Annotated in this window: 20 protein-coding genes; 12 read left to right on the plus strand and 8 right to left on the minus strand. The window is 61.5% G+C overall.

Translation table 11 applies throughout. The features are described 5' to 3' along the window. Positions 1-257: 257 nt before the first annotated feature. Positions 258-1,232, plus strand: a complete 975-nt coding sequence (locus ACB028_RS04995; protein ID WP_342012992.1) for an ABC transporter substrate binding protein — start codon at positions 258-260, stop codon at positions 1,230-1,232. A gap of 63 nt (positions 1,233-1,295) precedes the next feature. On the opposite strand, the gene ligA is transcribed toward ACB028_RS04995, so the two are convergent. The 3 genes from ligA to ACB028_RS05010 form a co-directional block, all read right to left on the minus strand. Then, positions 1,296-3,302, minus strand: a complete 2,007-nt coding sequence (gene ligA / locus ACB028_RS05000; protein WP_371143665.1) for an NAD-dependent DNA ligase LigA — start codon at positions 3,300-3,302, stop codon at positions 1,296-1,298. Positions 3,303-3,401: 99 nt separating this feature from the next. Continuing rightward, positions 3,402-4,517, minus strand: coding sequence for a cell division protein ZipA (gene zipA / locus ACB028_RS05005; RefSeq protein WP_223378665.1), 1,116 nt, complete (start codon positions 4,515-4,517; stop codon positions 3,402-3,404). A gap of 15 nt (positions 4,518-4,532) precedes the next feature. After that, on the minus strand, positions 4,533-7,907 hold the full coding sequence (locus ACB028_RS05010) for an AAA family ATPase (RefSeq protein ID WP_371143666.1): 3,375 nt from the start codon (positions 7,905-7,907) through the stop codon (positions 4,533-4,535). Between the two features lie 215 nt (positions 7,908-8,122). On the opposite strand from ACB028_RS05010, the gene cysZ reads away from it, so the two are divergent. Together cysZ and ACB028_RS05020 are read left to right on the plus strand one after the other, a co-directional pair. Then, complete coding sequence (cysZ, locus tag ACB028_RS05015) at positions 8,123-8,887, plus strand: sulfate transporter CysZ (RefSeq protein ID WP_201978422.1); 765 nt, start codon at positions 8,123-8,125, stop codon at positions 8,885-8,887. A 152-nt stretch (positions 8,888-9,039) separates the two neighbouring features. Continuing rightward, positions 9,040-9,654, plus strand: coding sequence for a trimeric intracellular cation channel family protein (locus tag ACB028_RS05020; protein WP_042027855.1), 615 nt, complete (start codon positions 9,040-9,042; stop codon positions 9,652-9,654). A gap of 85 nt (positions 9,655-9,739) precedes the next feature. Here ACB028_RS05020 and ACB028_RS05025 read toward each other — a convergent pair whose 3' ends face one another. The 4 genes from ACB028_RS05025 to ACB028_RS05040 all read right to left on the minus strand — a co-directional run bounded on the left by ACB028_RS05025 (position 9,740) and on the right by ACB028_RS05040 (position 13,065). Then, positions 9,740-9,991 carry a lipoprotein gene (locus ACB028_RS05025; protein WP_026458071.1) on the minus strand — a complete coding sequence of 84 codons (252 nt, stop codon included), beginning with the start codon at positions 9,989-9,991 and terminating at the stop codon, positions 9,740-9,742. Between the two features lie 47 nt (positions 9,992-10,038). Next, a complete protein-coding gene (locus ACB028_RS05030) occupies positions 10,039-10,584 on the minus strand; it encodes a DUF882 domain-containing protein (RefSeq protein ID WP_042027856.1) in 546 nt (181 codons plus the stop codon). A gap of 150 nt (positions 10,585-10,734) precedes the next feature. Further along, complete coding sequence (locus ACB028_RS05035; RefSeq protein WP_371143667.1) at positions 10,735-12,219, minus strand: murein L,D-transpeptidase; 1,485 nt, start codon at positions 12,217-12,219, stop codon at positions 10,735-10,737. 72 nt (positions 12,220-12,291) lie between these two features. Further along, positions 12,292-13,065: a substrate-binding periplasmic protein gene (locus ACB028_RS05040; protein WP_371143668.1), complete on the minus strand. Its 774-nt coding sequence runs from the start codon at positions 13,063-13,065 to the stop codon at positions 12,292-12,294. A gap of 337 nt (positions 13,066-13,402) precedes the next feature. Between ACB028_RS05040 and ACB028_RS05045 the strand changes: the two genes are divergently transcribed. The 5 genes from ACB028_RS05045 (at position 13,403) to ACB028_RS05065 (ending at position 18,870) form a co-directional block, all read left to right on the plus strand. Continuing rightward, positions 13,403-13,948: a hypothetical protein gene (locus tag ACB028_RS05045; protein ID WP_026456915.1), complete on the plus strand. Its 546-nt coding sequence runs from the start codon at positions 13,403-13,405 to the stop codon at positions 13,946-13,948. Between the two features lie 55 nt (positions 13,949-14,003). Next, on the plus strand, positions 14,004-15,020 hold the full coding sequence (locus ACB028_RS05050) for a glycosyltransferase family 2 protein (protein WP_338610948.1): 1,017 nt from the start codon (positions 14,004-14,006) through the stop codon (positions 15,018-15,020). Further along, positions 15,017-15,388 (plus strand): GtrA family protein, encoded by a 372-nt coding sequence (locus ACB028_RS05055; RefSeq protein WP_026456917.1) that lies wholly within the window; start codon positions 15,017-15,019, stop codon positions 15,386-15,388. The genes ACB028_RS05050 and ACB028_RS05055 overlap by 4 nt, the downstream gene beginning before the upstream one ends. Next, complete coding sequence (locus tag ACB028_RS05060) at positions 15,388-16,548, plus strand: membrane protein (protein WP_042073111.1); 1,161 nt, start codon at positions 15,388-15,390, stop codon at positions 16,546-16,548. Before ACB028_RS05055 ends, ACB028_RS05060 begins: the two co-directional genes overlap by 1 nt. Before the next feature lie 210 nt (positions 16,549-16,758). Then, positions 16,759-18,870 (plus strand): alpha-amylase, encoded by a 2,112-nt coding sequence (locus tag ACB028_RS05065; protein WP_371143669.1) that lies wholly within the window; start codon positions 16,759-16,761, stop codon positions 18,868-18,870. Between the two features lie 70 nt (positions 18,871-18,940). On the opposite strand, the gene ACB028_RS05070 is transcribed toward ACB028_RS05065, so the two are convergent. Next, positions 18,941-19,576 (minus strand): glutathione S-transferase N-terminal domain-containing protein, encoded by a 636-nt coding sequence (locus ACB028_RS05070; protein WP_371143777.1) that lies wholly within the window; start codon positions 19,574-19,576, stop codon positions 18,941-18,943. A gap of 158 nt (positions 19,577-19,734) precedes the next feature. Here ACB028_RS05070 and ACB028_RS05075 point away from each other — a divergent pair, with 158 nt between their 5' ends. The 4 genes from ACB028_RS05075 (at position 19,735) to ACB028_RS05090 (ending at position 23,301) form a co-directional block, all read left to right on the plus strand. After that, positions 19,735-20,379: a response regulator transcription factor gene (locus ACB028_RS05075; protein WP_042027862.1), complete on the plus strand. Its 645-nt coding sequence runs from the start codon at positions 19,735-19,737 to the stop codon at positions 20,377-20,379. 128 nt (positions 20,380-20,507) lie between these two features. After that, entirely contained in the window at positions 20,508-21,089 is a 582-nt protein-coding gene (locus tag ACB028_RS05080; RefSeq protein ID WP_371143670.1) for a TetR/AcrR family transcriptional regulator, read from the plus strand. Between the two features lie 59 nt (positions 21,090-21,148). Beyond that, positions 21,149-22,027: an alpha/beta hydrolase gene (locus ACB028_RS05085; protein WP_371143671.1), complete on the plus strand. Its 879-nt coding sequence runs from the start codon at positions 21,149-21,151 to the stop codon at positions 22,025-22,027. Positions 22,028-22,137: 110 nt separating this feature from the next. Next, a complete protein-coding gene (locus ACB028_RS05090; protein ID WP_371143672.1) occupies positions 22,138-23,301 on the plus strand; it encodes a patatin-like phospholipase family protein in 1,164 nt (387 codons plus the stop codon). Position 23,302: the final 1 nt, after the last annotated feature.

Consider the following 23,302-nt stretch of genomic DNA (forward strand, 5'->3'; position numbering starts at 1 on the left):
CTATATGTGGGGTCTATTAGGCCCGAAAGCCGACCATCATTTATTGATCCAGAACAGGTTTTGCCATTGGCGGGACAGATCACAACCAGCCAAAAAGAGCGCCAAACAGACCTCTCCTCAATGGGGGTGCGGGCTGGCGTCCGATCCGGCCTCATCAGAAAATTTGATGCCTGCGCCAGCATGCGACACATGACAACCCGCCCCCTGCCCCCGCATACTGGCAAGACACACACCACATACAAAAAACGGGAAACTGCATGCTCAAATCCCTGATGCTGGTTCTGCTTTGCACCCTGCCGCTTCCCCTGTGGGCAGCCCATATTCTGGTGATCAGCAGTTATCACGCCGGCTATTCATGGGATCAGAGCTACAACGAGGGGCTACGTGAAGGCCTCAAGGGTGATCACACCTTCAGCCACTTCTACATGGATACCAAACGCCACCCCGCCAGCAATTACGACGAGGTAGCCGACAGGGCCCTCGCCTACTACCACAAGGTCAAACCGGATCTGGTGGTATTGGGAGACGACATCGCCATCCAGTATCTGGCCAACGATATCGCGTCCTTCGGTACCCCTGTGGTCTTTCTCGGGATGAACGAGAACCCCCGCAACAACGGACTGGTCGGTCACGTCAAGATCACCGGGGTACTGGAGCGCCCCCTGCTCAAGCGCAGCATCAGCGAGATGAGCCAGCTGATGGGCGGCCTTGGCAAAGCCCTGGTGCTGTTTGATGCCAGTCATGTGGCACGCACCGCCATCGAGTACGAATTCAAGCAGCAGACCAGCCTGCGCATCGGCCGTACCCTGATCGACAGTCAGCAGATAGGGGACTACGCCAGTTGGCAGAAGGCAATTCTCGATGCCAGGAAAAATGGTTACCAGGCCATCTTCATCGGCCTCTACCACACCCTGGCGGACCCCAACGGCCAGCATGTCAACGAGCAGACTGCGCTGGCCTGGGCCAGTGCTCACAGCCCGGTTCCCCTGTTCAGTTTCTGGGAATTTTCGGTGGGCAAGGGCAAGAGCATCGGCGGTCTGGTGCTGGATGGCCACGAGCAGGGGATCAAGGCCGCCGAACTGATCAACACCATACTGGCCGGTACCTTCCCCCGACGCTTATCCCCCAGGGCCGCGCTGCGCGGAGAGTATGTCTTCAGCAAGTACGAACTGGCCCGCTGGGGCCTGACCCTGCCAGAAAGATGGCAAAACAAGGTCCAATGGCGTGACTAATCCCCCAAAATGAAAACCCGGCCTGATGGCCGGGTTTTCATGATGGAACGACGTACCCAATGGTCAGCCCTGCAGCGCCGCCTGCAACTCCTCTTCGGTCCAGATAGTGATGCCGAGTTCCTGAGCCTTGGCCAGTTTGGAGCCCGCCGCTTCACCGGCGACCAGCACGTCCGTCTTGGCCGACACCGACCCCGCCACCTTGGCGCCAAGCGCCTGCAGCGCCGCCTTGGCGTCATTGCGCGACAGGGTAGTGAGGGTACCGGTCAGCACGAAGGTCTTGCCGGCAAAGGGCTGCTCCGCAGCCTCCTTCTTCTCGATGGCGGGCCAGTGGATGCCGGCCGCCAGCAGGGCCTCCAGCACTTCCACGTTGTGGGGCTGGCGCAGGAAGTAGTAGACATGCTTGGCCACCACGTCCCCCACATCCGCCACCTCGAGCAGCTGCTCGACGGAAGCCGCGCGCAATGCATCCAGGGTCAGAAAATGGTTGGCCAGGTTCAGCGCGGTCGCCTCCCCCACTTCGCGAATACCGAGGGAAAACAGGAAGCGCGGCAGCGTGGTGCTGCGCGCTTTGTCGATGGCGGCCACCAGATTGAGGGCAGACTTTTGCCCCATCCGCTCGAGCCCGGCCAGCTGGATGGCGTTGAGGGCAAACAGATCGGCCGGAGTCTTCACCAGCCCCTTGTCCACCAGCTGCTCGACAATCTTGTCGCCAAGGCCGTCCACGTCCATGGCACGGCGGGCGGCAAAGTGCTTGATCGCCTCCTTGCGCTGGGCTTCGCAAAACAGTCCGCCAGAGCAGCGGGCCACCGCCTCCCCTTCCAGCCGCTCCACCGCAGAGCCGCACACCGGGCACTGGGTCGGGAACAGGATCGCGCGGGCATCCGCCGGGCGCTGCGCCTCCACCACGGCGACGATCTGCGGGATCACGTCCCCCGCCCGGCGCACGATCACGGTATCGCCGACCATGACGCCAAGCCGCTCGATCTCGTCGGCATTGTGCAGGGTAGCGTTGGAGACGGTGACGCCGCCGACAAAAACCGGTTTGAGCTTGGCCACCGGGGTCACGGCGCCGGTGCGACCAACCTGGAACTCGACGTTCTCGAGGAGCGTCATCTCCTCCTGCGCCGGGAACTTGTGGGCGGTGGCCCAGCGTGGGGCACGGGCCACAAAGCCCAGCTCCTGTTGCAGGGCAATGTTGTCGACCTTGTAGACCACGCCATCAATCTCGTAAGGGAGCTCGCCACGGCGGGCCAGGATGTCGTCGTGGAAGGCCTGACAACCGGCCGCCCCTTCCTTGAGTTTCACCTCGGGACTGAGCGGCAACCCCCAGGCTTTCAGCTGATTGAGGCGGCCGAAGTGGGAATCCCCCAGCTCGTCGCCACCGACCCCGACACCGTAGGCATAAAAGGCCAGCGGACGGGCGGCGGTGATACGCGAATCGAGCTGGCGCAGGCTGCCGGCGGCGGCGTTGCGCGGGTTGACGAACACCTTCTCGCCCGCCGCCAGCGCCTTGGCATTCATCGCCTCGAAACCGGCCTTGGGCATAAAGACTTCGCCACGTACCTCCAGCCTTGCCGGCCAGCCCGTGCCCCGCAGGGTGAGCGGAATGGCCTTGATGGTGCGCACGTTTTCGGTGATCTCCTCACCGGTGGTGCCATCCCCCCGGGTGGCGGCCTGCACCAACTGGCCATCCACATAGAGCAGACTCACCGCCAGACCGTCCAGCTTGGGCTCGCAGCAGAAGGTGAAGCAAACCTCGCGCTTGAGGCGATCGCTCATGCGCTGCTCGAACGCCTGCAGCTCTTCACTGCTGAACACGTTGTCCAGGCTCAGCATGGGGATCTCGTGGCGCACCTGCTTGAACGCAGACAGCGGCTGACCCCCTACCCGCACGCTCGGGGATGCCGGGGTTTTCAGTTCGGGATGGGCCGCTTCCAGCTCAAGCAGCTCGCGCATCAGGCGATCGTATTCGGCGTCCGGGACTGTGGGGTTGTCCAGCACATAGTACTGATGCCCATATTCGGTCAGCAGCTCACACAGTTGACGGTGGCGGGAGAGGATATCGCTCATGAAAAAGTCTCGAAGTGTGATGGGTAAAACCTGCCAGGGGACAAATAAAAATGCGGCACCCAGGTACCGCACTTTTTATTGCTCAGAGCCCGTGGCGTCTTAGTCGCGACTGGCCTCGTAGGCCGCCAGTTCCTGGCGGTAACGGGCGATGGTCTCGTCGCTCAGGGGGCTGCGCTCCATGTCGGTCAGCATGGCATCCAGATCGCTTGCCAGCTGATCGGCGGCCTGCAGCATGTCTTCGAAGGCGAAGGCCGCGTTGCTGCGCAGGGGCAGCTGCATGAAGAGCGACACACCCGGGGTGGAGAACTGCTCCATCCGGTACGGATTGAAGGTGCCCGGCTTGACCATGTTGATCATGGAGAAGAGCACCTCGCCCTTGCCGTTGGGATCTTCGTGGCGGTGGAAGATATCCATCTCGCCAAACTTGAAGCCCAGCGCCATCAGGGAGGAGAGCAGGGTCGCCCCTTGCAGATCGTGACCCGGACGACCCATCAGGTTGATGACGTAAACATCCTGCCAGATTTTCTCGACCGGCTGCGGGGCGAGACGCGGCTCTTCGGCCACGGGCGCTTCATAGGCCGGCTCCTCATGCACGGGCTCGGGGGCCACATGACGGGGTTGTGCCTGGTATTCGGGGGCATGAGCCGGTTCGCGGGCACCGAAGGTCGGTGCGGTGGCGTAAGCGGGCTCGACCAACGGTTCATCGTCGGCCACCGGCATCACGGGTTCACGCTGGGGACGGGAACGGTAAACCGGAGTACGGCGATTGACCTGGGCAGGCTTGCGCACGGGGGCGGCTGGCACCTCTTCCAACGGCTCGGACAGCGGCTCGTCGAAGGCTTCCTCTTCCTCGTAAACCGGAGGGGGCGGAACCGGACGGGCGGCAGGCTTGCGCACGACGGGGGGCGGCAGATCGTCTTCTTCATCTTCATCGAAGGCGGGGGCGGCAGGACGACGGCTCAACTCGGGCTGACGCTCTTCGCGGTGGAGCTTGGGCTCGGCACGACGGCCACCACTGACTACACGAACCTGACCTATGCCATCGCTGTCGAAGGCATCGTCATCACGATCCCGCGATTTGGAGTCCATCCGGCCAAGCGGTTTTTCCTTGATCGGTGCCTGACGATTTTTTCTGTTGCTCCACAACCCGTGAATGAGCAATGCCGCGATGGCAATACCGCCCAGGGCAACCAAGATGTAACGCAATTCCTGCATTAGCTGCTTCTCTTTCTAGTTTTGCTCAGCCAAAGCGACGGCTTCACCGATATCGACCGACACAATGCGCGAAACTCCGGGCTCTTGCATCGTGACGCCAACCAGCTGCTCAGCCATCTCCATGGAGACCTTATTATGACTGATGTAAACGAACTGTACTGTGCTCGACATCTCTTTGACAAGAGAACAGAAGCGACCGACGTTCACTTCATCGAGCGGTGCATCCACCTCATCCAGCAGACAAAAAGGTGCTGGATTGAGTCTGAAGATGGCAAAAACCAGCGCAAGGGCGGTTAGCGCCTTCTCCCCCCCGGAAAGCAGGGCAATGGTAGCATTCTTCTTACCCGGAGGTCTCGCCATGATGCTCACTCCGGCCTCCAAAAGATCATCCGAGGTCAGTTCAAGCCAGGCACTGCCTCCCCCGAACACTTTTGGAAACAGGGATTTTAAATCTTCGTTGACCTTATCGAAAGTGTCCCGGAACCGTATTTGTGTCTCTTTATCAATTCTTTTAATGGCTTGGCTCAAGGTTTCGAGGGCCTGCTCAAGATCCTGACACTGGTTTTCGAGGTAGGTTGCGCGGGTTTTCGCCTCCTCATACTCCTCCAGCGCCGCCAGGTTGATGGCGCCGAGCGCTTCCACTTGCGCCTCCAGGGTCTGGATCTCCTGGCGCAGCTTGCCGCGATCGGCGGCAATCAACACCGCCTGATCGAGATCCACCAGCCGCACGCCCAACTCCTCGAACTGTTCGTGCAGTCCCTGGCGGCGGGTCAGGTTGCGCTCGCGCTCGAGCCTGAGCTGGGCCAGCTTCTCCTGCAAGGCCACCAGCTGCTTGTGATCGGCACTGCGCGCCTGTTCCAGCTCGGTCAGCTGGCGCTCCAGCTCCGCGAGCCGCTGATGGCAGGCCAGCTGTTGTGCCTCCAGATTGCGCTGCTCGGCGAGCAGGGGGGCGAGATCCGGTACTCCTTCGCCATCCGGCCCTTTCAGGCTGACCAGCTCCAGCCCGAGCCGCGCCAGCTCCTCCTCCCCCAGAGTGATCAGCTGACGCAGATTCTGCTGCTCCAGTTGCAGACGCTGACAGACCCTCCCTTGCTGCTCGCGCCGCACACGCGCCTCTTCCAGCATTCGTTCGCATTGGCTGACCCGCTCCTGGGCGGCCTGCAGCCCTTGGGTAAGCGGCTCGCCCTGCTCCTGCAACTCGGCAAGCTGCGCCTCCTCCTGCGCCAGTTGCTGGCAGGCAAGCTCCAGCCGCTGCACCTCGTCGGCCTGCTCCTGGTCAAGCCGGGCAAGCTCTTCACCCAGCTGGCCGAGCCGCTGCATTCGCTCCTGCCGTTGCCCCTGTTGCAAGCTCCAGGCTTCCCGCAGTTGCTGCCACTTTTGCTCTTGCTCGCGCAGGGTTCGCTGCGACAGCTCCTGCGCACTCGACAGCCGGGCTCGTCCGGCCTCGGCCGCGGTTAACTGCTCGGCCAGCCGCGCCAGATGCGCCATGGCCGTGCTTTGCTCGGTATGCAACCGCTCACGCTCGCCGAGCAGCGCCAGGGTGCCCAGGGTGCTGCCCTGCCCCAGATCAGCCCAGTTGGAACCAAACCAATCTCCGGCAGGAGTCAGCACCGACTCACCGGCCAACAGCGTTGGCTGGCGGGCCAGGGCTGCGTCCCGCGTATCGGCCAGCCAGATGGCGTTGAGAAAGGCGGGAATATGGTCGCCATCGAGTTGCGCCGCCAGGGTGCCGGGAACCACGGGCTGGGCTGGACCAATCCAGAGCCCCTCTTGTGCCAGATTGCACTCATCGGACGGGGTGGCCGTGAGCCAGCGGCCAAGCACCTTGTCCAGGGCCTGGGCCCACTCGGGGGCTACCTGCAACCGGTCTGCCAGGGTGTCCCCTTCCATCTGCTCCCCGAGGATCTGATCCAGGGTGGTCAGCCTGGCTTCGAGTTCGCGCAGCAAGCCCTGCTGCTGGCCATGCTCCTGCCTGAGCCGCTCATGTTCATCCACTGCCTGTTGCAGTTGTGCGGTCAGCTCCCCCAATCCGGCCCGGGTCAGCTCCAGCTCGGCGCCCAGCTCGTCGAGACGGGGTTGCAGCGTCTCATCGTCCCCCTTGATGGGGCCGGCACGCTCATCTTCCAGCTTGAGCCGTGCCAGCCGGGTCTTGGCTTGCAACTCCTGCAGGCCTCCGACCCGGGCTCGAGTCTGGTTGATCTGCCCCTGCAGTTGCGCCAGTTGTTGTTGCCACAATTGTTGCCGCTGACGAGCCTGCTCCAGTTGTTCGCTGGCGATAAGCCGTGCCTCTTGCTGCTCGGTGAGCAACTGCTCACACTGCTCCAGCCTGGCATCCTCCAGCTCGGCTTTGAGTACCCCGTCGGTCAGTTGTTCCTGCTGGCTGGCGAGCTGGGCTTTGCGCTGGGCGATCCGCTCCCCCAGCGTCTGCTGGCGGGCCTGCCAGTCGCGGCCCAGTTCGTGCTGGTGAAGTTGCTGCTGCTCGAGACGGGCGATGGCCTGGCCGCCGAGAAAGAGCTGCTGCTGGCGGCTCGCCTGCTCGGCCTGGGCTTCCTGGCGAGCCACCGACAGAGTGACGTGGCGCCCCTCGTCGGCAGTGCGCTTGGCATCGAGCGCCGCCAGCGTCTGCTCGGCCTGGGCCAGCTCGCTTTTCGCCTCGCCAAGGCGGGTCTCCAGCGCCCACAGCTCGGAGCCAATCAGCTCGGCACGGGCGGCGCGCGAGCGACTCTTGAGCTGCTTGTAACGCTCGGCGGTCTCGGCCTGGGACTTCAAGTGCTCAAGGCGGGATCCCAGCTCGCCGCGAATATCGCCGAGGCGTTCAAGGTTTTCCTGGGTGTGGCGGATACGCTGCTCGGTTTCCCGGCGCCGCTCCTTGTAGCGGGAGACCCCGGCCGCCTCTTCCATAAAGAGTTTGAGGTCGGCAGGGCGAGACTCCACCAGCCGGCTGACGGTGCCTTGCTCTATGATGGCGTAACTGCGCGGCCCAAGACCCGTTCCGAGGAAGAGATCGGTGACATCCTTGCGACGACACTTCTGACCGTTGATCTGGTAGTGGTTGGAGCCGTCGCGCAGCACCTCGCGGCGTACCGAGATCTCGGTGAAACGGCCAAATTCGCCGGGCACCCGGTTGTGGGGGTTGTCGAATACCAACTCCACCGAGGCGCGGCCATGGGGGCTGCGGTTGATGGAGCCGTTGAAGATGACGTCCGTCATGTTCTCGCCGCGCAGGTGGCGGGCCGAGCTTTCTCCCAGCACCCAGCGCACCGCGTCGATCACATTGGACTTGCCGCAGCCATTGGGGCCGACCACGGCGGTCATGTCGGCATCAAGCTCGATACGGGTCGGTTCGACAAACGACTTGAAACCGGCGAGTTTGATCAACTTCAGACGCATGGAGGCCTACACAAATAAAAAATAAAGAGGGGGGCGAGCAGCCGACGTTACCAAATCCAAACCGGAGCCTGGTTTGTCACAGGCAGGCGGCTTCCCCGCAACAACATCCGGAGCCCGGCTGAACCTGGTCGGAAAAGGAATGGACTGGCGACTTTACCAAATCAAAGGCTTGTTTGTAATATGCAGGCACTTTCCCATGAACAGATGGAGCTCATATGAGCCAATCACCCCGTATGGTAAAAGATTCAATCAGCGGCGCCGATTACTTCCTGCGCGGCTTTTCTCTCATCCGCCAACCCGGTATCCGCACCTTCGTCCTGATCCCCCTGCTGGTCAACTTCGTGCTGTTTGCCGGCGCCTTCTACGCCCTGCTGCTGCAGCTGGACGGTCTGTTCGCCTGGCTGCACCAGCAGATCCCCACCTGGCTCGACTGGCTGGACTATCTGCTCTGGCCCATCGCCCTGGTGACCATACTGGTGGTCTTCTCCTTTGTGTTCAGCTCGGTGGCGAACTGGATAGCCGCCCCCTTCAATGGCCTGCTGGCGGAGAAGGTTGAGCAGATCCTCACCGGCGAGACCCCGAACGACAGCGGCATGCTGGATATCGTCAAGGATGTACCGCGCACCTTCGGCCGCGAGTGGATCAAGCTGAAGTACTACCTGCCCAAGGCGATCGGTTGTCTCATCCTGTTCCTCATCCCCGTGGTCGGCCAGACCCTGGCCCCCGTGCTCTGGTTCCTGTTCAGTGCCTGGATGATGGCGATCCAGTACGTCGACTATCCGTTCGATAACCACAAGATCGATTTCATCACCATGCGCGACGCCCTCAAGCAACGCCGCGGCAAGTGCCTGAGCTTCGGTGCCCTGGTCACCCTCTTCTCCGCCATCCCGGTGGTGAACCTGTTCGTAATGCCGGTCGCCATCTGTGGCGCGACCGCCATGTGGGTCGATCACTACCGCCAGGAACAGCTTGGCCGCTGATCCCCAAACCTGATGCAACCAAGGCACCTTCGGGTGCCTTTTTCTTTTTCGCTCCATTTCGCATGAATTAAAATAATGGATGGTTTGCTTTCCTTGTCCCATATGGCGCGACTTGATAGGATGCAGCCCTGAATCGCACCCTGGGATAACTCATGTTACATGCTCTCTTCTTGCTCGGCCTGGTGGCCGAAGGGATGACCGGCGCGCTGGCAGCGGGTCGGCGGCGGATGGATCTGTTTGGCGTAGTGATCATCGCGTCTGCGACGGCCATCGGGGGGGGCACCATCCGCGATGTGCTGCTGGGCCACTATCCCCTGCTCTGGGTTGAGCATCCGGAGTATGTGCTGTTGGTGGCAGGCGCCGCCATGGCGGGAGTTATCTCTGCACCGCTGATGCGCTACCTCGGCAAGCTGTTCATGGCGCTGGATGCCCTGGGGCTGGTGGTCTTCTCCATCTTCGGTGCAGCCAGGGCTCTGGATATGGGCCATGGTGCCGGCATCGCCTGCATCATGGCGGTGGTGACCGGGGTGTTTGGCGGTGTGCTCAGGGATCTGCTCTGCCAGCGCATTCCGCTGGTGTTTCGTCGCGAACTCTATGCCGCCATCTCGCTGGTGACAGCCGCCCTCTACTGCTTTGCCCTGGAGCAAGGCCTGCCCAACGACTGGGCGGCGTTCGGGTCTATCGGTATCGGTTTTGTGTTGCGCCTGCTGGCGGTACGTTTCAAGTGGGGACTCCCCACCTTCAACTACCAGTACGCAACCCACTGATTACGCCAGCTTCTGGCAAAGCCGCTTAAATTCAGAACACAAAAAAGCGCCCTCGGGCGCTTTTTTGTCATGACAGACTCAGGTGTCAGTTGATCCCTTCCGAGCTGAAGAAGGTCGCCTTGTCAGCGATGAAGCGGATCTTGATGTTCTTGCCTTCCCCGCCCCAGACGCAGCTGGTGGTGCCCAGCGCATCGTCACACCGCTCCGCCTTGCCAAGGATTTCACTGGCCTGCGCGTACGTCATGCCCATCTTCAACTTGTCGTAATTATCGCGGTTGAGTTTGCTGCAACCGGTCAGCAAGAGGGCGACCAGAGCGCCAATCATTATCTGTTTCATCGTTATCTCCTCACTGGAGCGACGATCTTGTCAGCTTGTTGATACATTTACCAGCTACGAACCGGGCCGGTATCGAGATGGACAAAGTTGTCATGGGGATAATAACCGACCCCGCCGACCCCCAGATTGAGGGCGGCCTTGCGCAGGTGGGCCAGTTGCACCCCGGGGATCCGCACATCCACCGCCTGCCCCAGGGTGTGATAGCTCTGCTTGGCCACGCCGCGGCTCTTGCTGCGCTTCTGGCGATTGGTGGCCGGTGAACGATAGCCGGAAATGAGCTGGATCTCGCTGCGCCGCCCCAGTTTTTGCTGCAACAGATAGAGCTGATCGAATAACCGCCTGTCGATATTGAACACTTCGTTGCGACGGTAATCCCGCAGTATGTGGTTAAGCTCGGCCAGCCCGTCGCTCAGGTAATGGCCATTCTCCCAGTAACTGGCGCGCACCCGCTCGCCGGTGTTGAGATTGAAAAAGCTCAGTTCACGCCCGGCCGTGCTGCGGCTTGCCAGCGCCGGGAGGGGAAGCAGGGCGCCACCCAGCAGACAACCGGCTCCCAGCAGCAGACGACGTCGACTTATCTCTTGTTCCAGCATAAGGAGTTGATCCATCGCTCATTGATGCAAAACGGGTAAGTAAATGTGACAAAGACGCTTGAAACTACCCGTGTGCGAGGGACTATGTCAAACCGCAAGGCTCCATGAAAAAGCCCGACCGGGGTCGGGCTTTTCACACTGTGGCAGGGATCACAACAAACGGCTCTGGAAGCTGACTCGATCAAATCCGTAAATATCGTTGCGCAGTTGCTGACGCCCGGTCTCGTCGACCCAGCTGCTCCAGTAGACGGTAAACACCGGGATCGGGGAGGTCAGCGGCAGCCACTTGGTCTGGGACTGCTTGAGAATGCTGGCGACCTTGTCCGGCTGATAGCGGGAGTCCGCCAGCAACAGTTCAGCCAGATCGTCGGCATGTTCCACCCGGATGCAACCCGAGCTGAAGGCCCGCGCACCCTGCTCGAACAATCCCTTGCGGGGGGTGGAGTGCAGATAGATGGCATCGTTGTTGGGCAGGTAGAACTTGTAGCGCCCCAGGGCGTTGTGATCCCCCGGCTTTTGCCGCAGGCGGTAAGGGAAGCCTGCAGCCAGAGCCTGATGCCACTCCTCTTCGGTGAACTGTACCGGATTGCCTTCACCGTCGACCACCTCGAACTGCTCACGGCTCAGGTAGGCGGGATCCCGCCCGAGTTTGGGCAGAATATCCTTGCTCAGAATGGATCGCGGCACATGCCAGGCCGGGTTGAGCACGATGGATCGGATCTCGCTGGCCAGGATGGGGGTCGCCCGCTGCTCCTTGCCGACGATCACCCGGCTGGTAAACACCTCGCTACCGGACTCCACCACGCTCAGGCGGTAATCGGGGATGTTGACCAGCACATAACGGGGCTTGGCGAGCTGATCCACCAGATCGCGACGCCACAGGTTGCGCAGCAGCAAGCTGGCGCGCACCTCGGGGCCGGTATTGAGCCAGGTACGGGTCTGACGGCCTATGATGCCGTCGGCGGTGAGGCCATGACGGCGCTGGAATGCCTTGATGGCCTGTTCTGTTTCGGCATCATAAACGGCATCCTGATGCAGGGGGGCGACATCCCCCAGCTCGTTCAGCATGGCGCGGATCGTCCCGAGCTCGGTGGAGGTTTCACCGGCACGCAGGGTAGGAATGTCGAGTGAAGGCCACTTGCGAGCCATCGGCATGGCCAGCAACTTGCGCACTTTTTCTCGCACAGCCTCATACTCGGCGACCTGCGGACGCAGCGCCCTGACCTGAGTCAGCAGGTCATCAGTCGTCGGGGCCAGGTTGATTGACTGACTGAGATCCAGCTTGAGGGTCTTCATCTGCTCGCGGGAGACCAGATCCATCCCCCGCCAGGCGTGTTGGAAGCGAGTGAGCTTGGTAAAGACCTCGTCATAAATGGCGCCACGCTGGGAGGCGGGTGTGGCGTTCAAACGCTTCCACAACGCAAAGAAATCCGGATGCAAGCGGGCCAGCACCGCCTCTTGCAACTGCTGTTCCAGTTCGGCCCGGGCCAGTTCGGCCTGGGAACTTTGATACCAGTCATGCCGGGTTTCACCGACAGTCACCACGATGGGCGTCTCTGCAGCCAGTGCCACAGTCGTGGGCAGGCAGCCCAGCCACACCAGATTGGCCAGAGCCAGCCAATACTTCATCCCCATGGATACCTCAAAAACGATTTATTTACTCTGCCCGACCCTGCGGTCGGGCTGCTCATGATGCGCGAATGGCTATCACTTTGCCAGTTCCGGCGACACATAACGTCGCCAGATGGCGTCATACTCGCTCGTCACCTTGAAGGCGGCCAGCTCCTGATTGAAACGCGCAATAAAGTCCGGAGAAAAACGCTTTTTGCTGAAAAGAAAGAAGGTGGGCAACTCATGCACCGGCTTGCCATGAGGGACTATCTGGCCGGCCAGCCCTTGCTCCTTGAGCCCCCAGGGGGTGGCCAGCATGTCACCGAGGAAACCGTCGATCCGCCCAAGCACCAGCTTGCCGTAGTTCTGCTCATCGTTGACCGTGCTCACCTGGGCACCATGGTAAGCCAGCAGGGCCATCACCTCGTCACCATAGAAGTAATCCTTGGTCACCCCGAGTTTGTGACCACTGACCAGCCAGCTCGCCAGGTCCTGCTCGTGATAATGCTGCCCCTTGCGTACCCACAGGAGCGTGCGTCCCGGGTTGTAGGTATCGGAGAAATAGCCGTAGCGGGCCCGGTCCTCGTTGAAATAGACCTCCATCGCCATATCCAGCTTGCCGAGCTCAATCTCGTGCAACACCCGTTTCCAGGGCAGTTCCACATAATTGGCCTGGCAGCCGATGCGGGCCAGCACGCCGTTGAGCGTCTCGACGGCAAATCCGTGCACCTGCTGACGTGCATCCCCGTCGTAGTAGTGATAAGGCGGCCAGTTGTCAAAACCGACCCGAAGTGGAGCCGGACAGAGGCTGGCGGCAAATGCCTGCGGCATCCAGCAGCAAAGCAGCAAACAGTAGGCAGTCCATTTCATATGTCGTCCTTGACAAACAGATGAGTCATCATAAAACGGCCTCACCAAAATGGCGATAGCACTCCTATGACGATCTATATGTGCAGGAAGCTGACGCAGCAAGCAATCGGCTCGTATTTCTTCCCAGACCGACGCCCCTCTTGCCGTCAGCACTTCTTGCCGTCTGAACGGCAAATTACCAAGTCCTGCCTTTTGAACTCCCGGGGTTGGGCACAGGGAGTGAAGGGGTTAATATGTGAGCAAATATTTTTTTGTGATCCACTATGCTTTTTTTGCAATTGGATTAGCATATGCGCGAAATCGGCCTACCTATTTTTTGTCAGGCGTAGAGAGTGATATGACGTACAAAAAGTTTGGTTTTCTAACTGCAATCCTGGCGTTGAGCGGTTTTTACCTCTACACCCTCTATCTGGCCGCTCACCCCAACGTGAGCCTGGCCTACCGGCTCTATTACCTGGAGGGCAAGACCCGCTTCTGGGAGCACAACTCCAGCATGACCTATCAGCCGGGCAACGAGCTCAATCTGACCAAACCAAGCCGTTTTCTCTCCAGTGAAGGCTGGGCCAAGAAACCCGGCGCCGAGGGCACCCAGCTTAGCGGTCAGGGTGGCCTCTATTTCGTGTTGCCCAAGCAGGCAGCCAACCCCGATGAGCTGACCGTGCATGCCCGCATCAACAGCCCGCAAGCCGGCGCCCTGCTGAAGGTGGCCCTGGGCAACAACTTCACCACCACGGTGAAGCTGGCGAAAGCGGGCATCAACGAGATCCGCCTCAGCCTGCCGGGCAATTCATTGACGGCAGACCCTAAACACCCCAACTTTCTGGCCCTGTCGGCACCGACTCCCATCAATGTGCAGTCGGTACGCATGACCCTTGCCCAGTGAGCCTTGCCCCGCGCACGGTTTGATAAAAGCAACTATCCAAAATAAGGACGTTCTTATGTCGTATCCAGATTTTCGACTCTCTCTGGTCGTTCCCGTATACAACGAGGAAGAGAGCATCGATGCCTTCATCAATGCGATAGACAACGAACTGGCCCCGCTGAAAGACCAGCTTGAAATTGTATTCGTCAACGACGGCAGCCGTGACCGCACCCGTGAAGTGGTCGAGCAGGCCATCGCTCGCGATCCCCGCGTAACCCTGGTCAACCTGGCCCGCAACTTCGGCAAGGAGGCGGCCCTCACCGCCGGTCTGCACCAGGCCAAAGGGGATGCCATAGTCCCGATGGACGTGGATCTGCAGGATCCCCCCGCCCTCATTCTCGAATTCGTCAAGCTGTGGCAGACTGGCGACTATGACACCGTCTACGGCATCCGGGTGGATCGCAGTGCCGACACTCCGATGAAACGTGTCACCGCCGGTGGCTTCTACCGCTTCTTCAACGCCCTCTCCACCAGCACCAAGCTGCCGGAAAACGCCGGCGATTTTCGCCTGATCGACCGCCGCGTGGTGGAGGCGATCAAACAGTTGCCGGAGCGCAACCGCTTCATGAAGGGGCTGTTTGCCTGGGCCGGTTTTCGCGCCGTTGGCGTTCCCTATGAGCGTCCTGCCCGCCACGCGGGTGAGACCAAGTTCAACTACTGGAAGCTGTGGAACTTCGCCCTCGACGGTCTGCTGAGCTTCTCCAGCTGGCCGCTGCGCGTCTGGAGCTATGTGGGTGTCGGTGTCTCCTTCATCGCCTTCCTCTATCTCATCAAGATCATCACCCAGGTGGTCTTCTTCGGCATTGACGTCCCCGGTTATGCGTCCCTCATGTCCGTGGTGCTGTTCCTCGGTGGTATCCAGCTGCTGTCGCTCGGCATCATTGGCGAGTACATCGGTCGCATGTTCGTGGAAGTGAAGCAGCGCCCTGTTTACCTTATCGAAGGGGTCTACGGCCAGTATGCCCGGCAGGAGGCCCGGCAAGGGCAGGATGACAAGCCCGAGGCTGACAAGCAGGAGCAGGCGTCCCAATGATCTCCCGCGAGGAATTCTGGCGGCTGGTACGGTTCGGTTTTGTCGGCGGGGGCGCGACCCTCGTCGATCTCGGCACCTCGTTCGCGCTGTTTCACACCTGGCCCACCATCTCCGAGCACCTGGTCACGACGTTGGCGTTTGCCATCGCGTTCTGGTTCTCCTTTTTCGGCCATCGTTACATCACCTTCCAGAAGCAGGGTGCCGCCAGCAAGTTTCTGCTGGTCGCCCTCTTCTCGCTGGCGGTACGTAACCTCATTCTGAGCGGCCTGCTGTTTGCAGGGCTCTCCGGTCTGTTGCCCGTGGTGATCGCCACGCTGACCGTGACCGTGCTGACCTATCTCCTCTCTCGCGTCTGGGTGTTTGCCTGATGAATGACATGACCACCATGGCCCCCGCACAGGCGGGCCCCTATCGTCCATCACTGCGGATCAGCGGCCGTGACTGGCTGATGATCATCGCCGCCTTCGTGCTGAGCCGGGTTGCTCTCTATGGCATGGGCTACTTCGGGGTCCAACTCTACGGCGCCACCGATATCGGTCCGCTGCAGGCCTATTGCCAGTTCGACTGCGTCTGGTTCCAGCGCATCATCGAAAACGGCTACGACCTCTACCCGCGCTGGCTCAGCAAGGGCAATGCAGCCAACTGGGCTTTCATGCCCCTCTATCCCATGCTGGCCGGCTCCCTCTCCAGCCTGCTCAACGTAGAGAGCCTGATCGGCCTGATGCTGGTGGCCAACATCGGCTTCTTCGCCAGCATGCCGCTGATGCTGCTGGTGCTGCGTCAACTCAAGCTGGGTGACGAGACCGCCCGCTTCGGTGTCTGGCTGCTCGCCTTCTCCCCCTTCTCTGCCTATTTCGTCTCCGGTTATACCGAGTCGATGTTCATGGCGCTGATGCTGGGAATGTTCCTGTTCGCCTATCGGGAGCAGTGGCTGATGGTGGCGGCGCTCGGGGTCTGTATCTCGGCCACCCGCAACCTGGGGGTCATGATGGTGTTCCCCGTGCTGATCCTGGCGCTGCAAGCCTACGGCTGGCGCGAGTTCTTCCGCTTCACCGAGCGCGCCTTCAAGGTGGTATTCACCCTCTGGCTGATCCCGTTCGGCCTGTTCGCCTATATGCTCTACCTCTATCACCTCACCGGGGATGCATTTGCCTTCAAGCACATTCAGGTGGCCTGGGGCCGTTCCATGGACAGCCCACTGGACTGGTGGCTGAGCGGTTTCGAGCTCGGCGGTCGCAAGGCTTACCTCTCCATCATGGTGATCTTCGGCTGGTGCCTGAACGCCTATCTGTTCAGCCAGAAGCGCTGGGCCGAGGCGACCCTGATGTTCATCTGCTGCACCATACCGCTGATGACGGGGCTCAACGCCATGCCGCGCTACATGTTCGGCCTCTACCCGACCCTGCTGGCCATCATACTGATGACCCATCGCTGGCCGGCCATTCGTCCGGCAGTGCTCTGCATCAGCGGCATGGTGGCCTCCTTCATCGCGGTCGCCTTCGTCAACTTCAAGTTTTTTACCGTCTGACGACACCACAGCCTGACAATGCCGGTCCCTGGACCGGCATTTTTTATGGCAGCGGTTTTTACACCGACACGGCAGGCATCACACTTTCCCCTTCTTGAAAACGTAACCATTTGAACTAACGTCACAAATCGGCGTTTTAGCGCTCCAGGGCCAAGGGCCTGCCTCCTAGAATGGGCGCACCTTCACCTCGCCCCGCTCAAGGAATGGCTTATGCGTCGCGCTTATCGTCTCTCCCCCTTGTGGCTCGCCCTGCTGGCCAGCCAGCCCTTTGTCTCCCAGGCTCTGGCCGCCCCCGACATCCACCTCTATGTGGATGACCAGGCTGTGGCGACTCCGCTGGCGCTGGACAAGGGGACGGTGACGCTGACCCATCCCCTGGCCAAGGGCAGCCATCAAATTCGCATCGGCGACGCCGCCAACAGTTGTGGCTCCAGCTTTGGCCCTAGCGAGGCCAAGCCGCTCCCCTTCGGCACCGCCCAGCCCATGGATAAATGCAGCAAGGGAGAGAGCTTTACCCTGCGGGTGATGCTGGCGGGGGACTACGAGTTCACCTTCAACCCGGATATCCCCAGCCTCAAGGTGCTGCGCGCCACCAAAAAGAGCGAGTTCAAGCGCCAGCCACCACAAGAGCCCTGCATCAGCTGGGATGGCGGCCCGGTCACGGTATCGCTAAACGGGGTCTGGCCCGACGGCACTCGGCTCAGAGATGCTTATTCGGGACAGGAGGGCGTGGTGAAACAGGGCAAGCTGACCCTGACGCCGGCCAAAGAGAGCGGCGGCCTGCTGCTGCTCGAGCCGGTCAAGGCGGCCAAACCGGCCCCCTTCAGTTGGGATCAGGCGAGCGTCTATTTCCTGCTGACCGATCGCTTTCACAACGGCGACCCCGCCAACGATCACAGCTTCGGCCGCCAGAAGGATGGCCAGGACGAGGTGGCCACCTGGCACGGCGGCGATTTCAAGGGGTTGACCGAGAAACTCGACTACATCAAGCAGCTCGGCATCAACGCCATCTGGATCACCCCCATGGTGGAGCAGGTGCACGGCTTTATCGGCGGCGGCGAGCGGGGCAACTTCCCCTTCTACGCCTACCACGGCTACTGGGCGCTGGACTTCACCAAAATTGATCCCAACTACGGTGACGAGGAGAGCCTGAAAACCCTGGTGGACGAGGCGCACAAACGCGGCATGCGGATCATCCTGGACGTGGTGATGAACCACGCCGGTTACGCCACCCTGGCCGATTTACAAGATCTGGGGCTCACAGAGCTGGCCCAAAATACCGGAAATTTGCCAGGCCGCTGGAGCGAGTGGCGCCCGAGCGGCGGCCTCGACTGGCATGGCTACAACCAGTTTATCGACTATCAATCACCCGCCTGGAGCAAGTGGTGGGGCCCCGACTGGGTGCGCGCCGGCCTGCCGGGCTACCCGCAACCCGGCACTGACGACGTCACCGGCTCGGTGGCCGGGCTCCCTGACTTCCTCACCGAGTCCACCAAACCGGTGGGGCTGCCGCCGCTGCTGGCGGCCAAACAGGACACCAGGGCCAAGGTGCTGCCCAACGCCACTGTGAGCGACTACCTGATCACCTGGCACACCGACTGGGTGCGCCGCTTCGGCATCGACGGTTTTCGCGCCGATACCGTCAAGCACCTGGAGCCCGAGGTGTGGGCCAAGCTCAAGCAAGCCGGCACCGCCGCCCTCAAGGAGTGGAAGGCCGCCAATCCGGACAAGAAACTCGATGACCTGCCCTTCTACATGGTGGGCGAGGTGTGGGATCACGGGGTCGCCAAGGACTTCTGGTACCAAAATGGCTTCGATTCCCTGATCAACTTCGACTACCAGCGTGAGTTCGCCCTGCCCCAGGCCCAGTGTCTGGCGGGCGCCGAGCCCACCTATGCCAGCTACGCCAGCCGTATCAACCAGGATCCCGGGTTCAACGTGCTGAGCTACATCAGCTCCCACGACACCAAGCTGTTCTTCGGTGACTATCAGGACGTGCCGCTGCAGCGCAGGGTCGCCAGCAGCTTTATGCTGCTGCCGGGGGGCATTCAGATCTACTACGGCGATGAATCGGGCCGCGGGCTCGCCAGGGATGGGGGCGTGTTCGACCAAAGCGTGCGTTCCGACATGAACTGGCAGGAGCTGGCCAGCGGCGAGAAGGCCGAGCTGGTCAAACACTGGCAGCGCCTCGGCCAGTTCCGCGCCGCCCATCCGGCCATTGCTGCGGGCAGTCACAAGAAGATCGAAGATGCCCCCTACGCCTTCGTGCGGGAGAAGGGAGATGACAAGGTGGTGGTGGTGTTCGCCGGGCGCCAACCGTAAGCCAGCCGGTTTAACACCCGCCATTTGACAGGAGGGGAGCCCATGGCTCCCCTCCTCTTTTTGCCGAATACTAGGCGCTGGCGTCCTGGCGTTGCGCCTCGGCGGGCCATTGCAACCGTGCCTTGACCAGGGTTTCCTGCCACAGGGGCCAGGCCAGCAGGGCTTTTTGATACTCTCCCGCCAAACCGGGCAACTGGATACCATAGCTCGCCAGCCGGTAGGCCATCACGGCGTAGAAGGCATCCAGGATGCCCTCCTCGCCAAAATAGAAGGGCCCCCGCGCCTGCCCCCAGCTCTCCTGCAATCTGGCAAGCTCGCCGATGGCCTCCACCGGTGGGTCGATGCGGGTCGGCGCTCCCAGAAAGAAGGGCAGCAGGGTGCGTATCTGGCGAAAACCGGCATGCAGCTCGGCGCACAGACTGCGGGCCAGGGCCCGCTCGGCCAGCGAGGGGGGATAGAGCTGGCGATCCGGGCACAGCTCATGGATATATTCGGCGATAGCCAGCGAGTCGTGTACCCGCACCCCGTCATGATCCAGCCAGGGCACCAGCCCGGCCGGTGCCTGCCGCTTGAGCCGCGTCAGGGCGGCGGCGTCGTCCAGATCGAACACCTGCACCTGCCACTCCAGTCCACTCATGGCGAGCACTAGCGCCGCCCGCATCGCCCAGGTGGAGCCCGTGCCCACCGTCAATACCAGGGATCCCATCATTTGCCTCCTGCATGAATCCGTGCCAGCCATCCTGTCTGCCCCAGTGGCATCACATCCGATGGTCACCTCACATTTGCACACCAGCGGGTTTGACCCTCTTGGGGAGCGATGCTAGTTTGAGTTTTCAAAACAATCAGTTAGCAACCATGTGAGCTATGGATAGCCAATTTACCATCGTCATTGCAGATGACCACCCCCTGTTTCGCAGCGCCCTATATCAGGCAGTCCACATGGCCATCGACGAGGCCCAGTTGCTGGAAGCGGACTCCATCGACAGCCTGACCCAACTGCTGGGGGAGCACCCCGAGGTCGATCTGCTGCTGCTCGACCTCAAGATGCCGGGGGCAAATGGCTTCGAGGGGCTGGCCCATCTGCGCGGCCAGTATCCGGATCTGCCCATCGTGGTGGTCTCTGCCTCGGAAGATCCCGCCATCATCCAGCAGGTGCTGCGACTGGGAGCCCTCGGTTTCATCCCCAAATCCGCCCCCATGAAGGAGCTGGTCAGCGCCCTCAATACGGTGATCGGGGGGGACAACTGGGTGCCGGAGGGCATCTCGCTGCACCCGGAATCCGAGGACGGCCCCGATTTTGCCAGCAAGCTGGCAAGCCTCACGCCCCAGCAGTATAAGGTGCTGGTGATGCTGCGCGATGGCAGCCTCAACAAGCAGATCGCCTGGGAGCTCAACGTCTCCGAAGCCACCATCAAGGCTCATATCACCGCCATCTTCCGCAAGCTCGGCGTCAAAAACCGCACCCAGGCAGTGATCGCCCTGCAACAGATGGATATCAAGGACAACTGAGCCGCTCCCCCTTAGCGGCTCCTCTTTTTTCGTAGACCCGACAGAAAGCAACAGCGCCCCGAGTGCTTTGCCGCTCGACAATTAGCACGATCGTACTTTATGCTGCCCGGGCAATGGAGGAGAGAGCGATGAGCAAGGGGCGCCTGACCCGCGACAACATTTTGCAGACTGCGTTCGAGCAGGCGAGCCGGCAAGGGCTGGAGAGCCTGACCATAGGCTCGCTGGCAACGGCATGCGAGATGTCCAAGAGCGGCCTGTTTGCCCACTTTCAGTCCCGCGACAACCTGCAGATCGCCGTGCTGGAGTATGCCGCCCAGGTGTTTCGCGAGCGGGTGATCCAGCCGGTGCGCCAGCAGCAACACGCCAGCCAGCACGACAAGCTGACCGCCCTGTTGCAAGCCTGGCTGGCCTGGAACCAATGCTTTGCCGGTCGCTGCATGTTCCTCGATGCCTGGACCTCGGCCCAGGATGGTGAGGTGCAGCAGGCGGCCCGCCAGCTGGTGCGTTTCTGGCTCGACTACCTGGCTCGCCAGGTAGTGAAGGGCCAGGCGCAGGGGGAGTGGCGCGGCGACATGGATCCCTGGCGCGCCGTCTACCGGCTCTACGGCCTCTATCTGGCGGATCAGGTGTTCAATGCCCTGGATCTTTGCCAGGATCCGGCCCGTCACTTCTGGCCCGAGGTGGAGAAGGTACTGGCCAGCTGGCGCTGATCCTTTTAAAAACCGACAAAAAAGCACGACCGTTCGCACACAAAACCGACAGGATTATCATGAGCAGCAAGATCTACTTCAACACCCGCCGCTTCAACCCGAGCAAATGGTTGCTGGGGATCGGCACCCGTCTGCACCACAGGATCGCTCCCGCCCACGCCAAGCGCACCGCCAGCAAGCTGCTGCTCACCCCCCAGCGCAGCCAGCGGGACGAGACGCCCCCGGCCGGGCTGGTCAAGCAGGCCGTGCATACCAGCGAAGGCGTATTGATGAGCTACCGCCTCGGTCAGGGGCCGGTCTGGCTGCTGATGCACGGCTGGTCCGGCAGCGCCACCCAGTTCTATCCGCTGATGAGCCATATCGCCACCCAGGGCTTTACGGCGATTGCCTACGATCATCCGGCCCACGGCCACAGCGCCGGCCAGACCGGTCACCTGCCCCGCTTCGTACGCGCCTTTGACGAACTGGCAGCCAGCGTGGCCGACGAGCTGGGCCCCATCGCCGGCATCATAGCCCACAGCATGGGGGGCGCCGTCACCCTCTCCAGCCGCCAACCGGCCATGGATACACTGCCGCTGCTACTCATCTCGCCGGTGCTCGACTATGTGCCCCAGCTCTACGGCATGGTGGCCCGCTCCGGCTATTCCATCCGGCTGTTCGATGCGGTGGTCAAGGAAATTGAGCAGGAGTACCAACACCCCTTGAGCACGGTCGATCCCCTGAGCCGGCTCGCCAGCCGCCACGGCCCCGCCATGATAGTGCACGATGAGGAGGACAGATTTGCCCCCCACGACGATTCGCTTCGCGCCAGCCAGGAGGGCCACACCAAACTGGTGAGCACCCGGGGACTCGGCCACGGGCGCATCCTCGCCAGCGCCCCTGTCTTTGCCGCCTTCGATCAGCTGGCAAGGCCCGAACATCCTCACCGCGACTTGTAAGCAAGGGGCGAAAAAAAACGCGTCAGCACCCTTTTTTATATTTGATACAGCGCTTTATAGTTAACTTGTCAGTGGGAAAAACGGCATGGATAACGATAAGGCGCACCCCTATGGCCAGACCCAACACCGCATTGTTGCTCACCGGAGGCGGCGCCCGGGCCGCCTATCAGGTCGGCGCCCTCAAGGCGATTGCGGAGCTCTATCCCCGCAATCTCGGCATCCCCTTTCCCATCCTGTGCGGCACTTCGGCAGGGGCCCTCAATGTCACCGCGCTGGCCTGTTACGCCTCCTGCTTTCATCTGGGGGTGCGCAAGCTGGAGTGGGTCTGGCGCCGCTTCGAGACCCACCATATCTTCGACTTTCACCCCGGCCGTCTGCTGTGGCGCCTGATGTATGAAGGCTCGGCCGGGCTCATCACCCCCAACACCAACCATGCCTTTCACCTGTTCGACAATGCCCCCCTGCACCGCCTGCTGGATCAGCTCATCGACTATCACCGCATCGACGACAACATCCTCTACGGCAGCCTGGAGGCGCTGGCCATTACCGCCTCCGACTACGACGACGGCCTCTCCACCACCTTCTTCCAGGGGCGCAACGAGCACCATCCCTGGGAGCGGGCCAGACGGCGCGGGGTGCGTACCCTGCTTACTTCGGATCACCTGCTGGCCTCCGCGGCGCTGCCCTTTGTCTTTCCGGCGACCCAGATAGGGGGCAAGTTTTACGGCGATGGTTCCATCCATCAGTTAAGCCCCCTCAGCCCGGCGATCCATCTGGGGGCGGAGCGGATCCTGCTCATCACCCTGGATCCGCCGACCCGCACGGCGCCCACCCAGCACCATGGTCACCTGACCAGCTCCAACATCGCCAGCCACTTGCTCGATACCGTGTTCACCGACACCCTCAACTCGGATCTGGAGCGGCTGTGGCGCATCAACCAGACCCTGGATCTCATCCCCGAGCGCGAGCGCCGGCGTCTCAAGCTCAAGCGGGTGGAGACCTGCGTGCTGAAACCGAGTCAGGATCTCGACGAGATGGCGCTTCCCTACCTGCGCAAGTTGCCGCTGCATCTGCGCCGCCTGTTGCGGGTTCTGGGAGTGAAGGGGGACGAAACCAGCAGCCTGGCCAGCTTCCTGATGTTCTATCCGGGCTACTGCCAGCAGCTCATCAAGCTGGGCTATCAGGACACCCTGAAAGAGCGGGCGCGGGTGATCGAATTTCTCAATCTGGAGGCGCTGCTCAGGGACGAGGCCATGCTGGAGCCCCAGCTGTAAC

Source organism: Aeromonas sp. S9(2024), assembly GCF_041403185.1.
GTDB classification, from domain to species: domain Bacteria; phylum Pseudomonadota; class Gammaproteobacteria; order Enterobacterales; family Aeromonadaceae; genus Aeromonas; species Aeromonas enteropelogenes.

What these genes read in the sequence shown, in the direction of transcription:
- ACB028_RS04995 (WP_342012992.1), top strand. Translation starts at nt 258, where the DNA reads ATGCTCAAATCCCTGATGCTGGTTCTGCTTTGCACCCTGCCGCTTCCC.
- ligA (WP_371143665.1), bottom strand. Translation starts at nt 3,302, where the DNA reads ATGAGCGATATCCTCTCCCGCCACCGTCAACTGTGTGAGCTGCTGACC.
- zipA (WP_223378665.1), bottom strand. Translation starts at nt 4,517, where the DNA reads ATGCAGGAATTGCGTTACATCTTGGTTGCCCTGGGCGGTATTGCCATC.
- ACB028_RS05010 (WP_371143666.1), bottom strand. Translation starts at nt 7,907, where the DNA reads ATGCGTCTGAAGTTGATCAAACTCGCCGGTTTCAAGTCGTTTGTCGAA.
- cysZ (WP_201978422.1), top strand. Translation starts at nt 8,123, where the DNA reads ATGAGCCAATCACCCCGTATGGTAAAAGATTCAATCAGCGGCGCCGAT.
- ACB028_RS05020 (WP_042027855.1), top strand. Translation starts at nt 9,040, where the DNA reads ATGTTACATGCTCTCTTCTTGCTCGGCCTGGTGGCCGAAGGGATGACC.
- ACB028_RS05025 (WP_026458071.1), bottom strand. Translation starts at nt 9,991, where the DNA reads ATGAAACAGATAATGATTGGCGCTCTGGTCGCCCTCTTGCTGACCGGT.
- ACB028_RS05030 (WP_042027856.1), bottom strand. Translation starts at nt 10,584, where the DNA reads ATGCTGGAACAAGAGATAAGTCGACGTCGTCTGCTGCTGGGAGCCGGT.
- ACB028_RS05035 (WP_371143667.1), bottom strand. Translation starts at nt 12,219, where the DNA reads ATGGGGATGAAGTATTGGCTGGCTCTGGCCAATCTGGTGTGGCTGGGC.
- ACB028_RS05040 (WP_371143668.1), bottom strand. Translation starts at nt 13,065, where the DNA reads ATGAAATGGACTGCCTACTGTTTGCTGCTTTGCTGCTGGATGCCGCAG.
- ACB028_RS05045 (WP_026456915.1), top strand. Translation starts at nt 13,403, where the DNA reads ATGACGTACAAAAAGTTTGGTTTTCTAACTGCAATCCTGGCGTTGAGC.
- ACB028_RS05050 (WP_338610948.1), top strand. Translation starts at nt 14,004, where the DNA reads ATGTCGTATCCAGATTTTCGACTCTCTCTGGTCGTTCCCGTATACAAC.
- ACB028_RS05055 (WP_026456917.1), top strand. Translation starts at nt 15,017, where the DNA reads ATGATCTCCCGCGAGGAATTCTGGCGGCTGGTACGGTTCGGTTTTGTC.
- ACB028_RS05060 (WP_042073111.1), top strand. Translation starts at nt 15,388, where the DNA reads ATGAATGACATGACCACCATGGCCCCCGCACAGGCGGGCCCCTATCGT.
- ACB028_RS05065 (WP_371143669.1), top strand. Translation starts at nt 16,759, where the DNA reads ATGCGTCGCGCTTATCGTCTCTCCCCCTTGTGGCTCGCCCTGCTGGCC.
- ACB028_RS05070 (WP_371143777.1), bottom strand. Translation starts at nt 19,576, where the DNA reads ATGGGATCCCTGGTATTGACGGTGGGCACGGGCTCCACCTGGGCGATG.
- ACB028_RS05075 (WP_042027862.1), top strand. Translation starts at nt 19,735, where the DNA reads ATGGATAGCCAATTTACCATCGTCATTGCAGATGACCACCCCCTGTTT.
- ACB028_RS05080 (WP_371143670.1), top strand. Translation starts at nt 20,508, where the DNA reads ATGAGCAAGGGGCGCCTGACCCGCGACAACATTTTGCAGACTGCGTTC.
- ACB028_RS05085 (WP_371143671.1), top strand. Translation starts at nt 21,149, where the DNA reads ATGAGCAGCAAGATCTACTTCAACACCCGCCGCTTCAACCCGAGCAAA.
- ACB028_RS05090 (WP_371143672.1), top strand. Translation starts at nt 22,138, where the DNA reads ATGGCCAGACCCAACACCGCATTGTTGCTCACCGGAGGCGGCGCCCGG.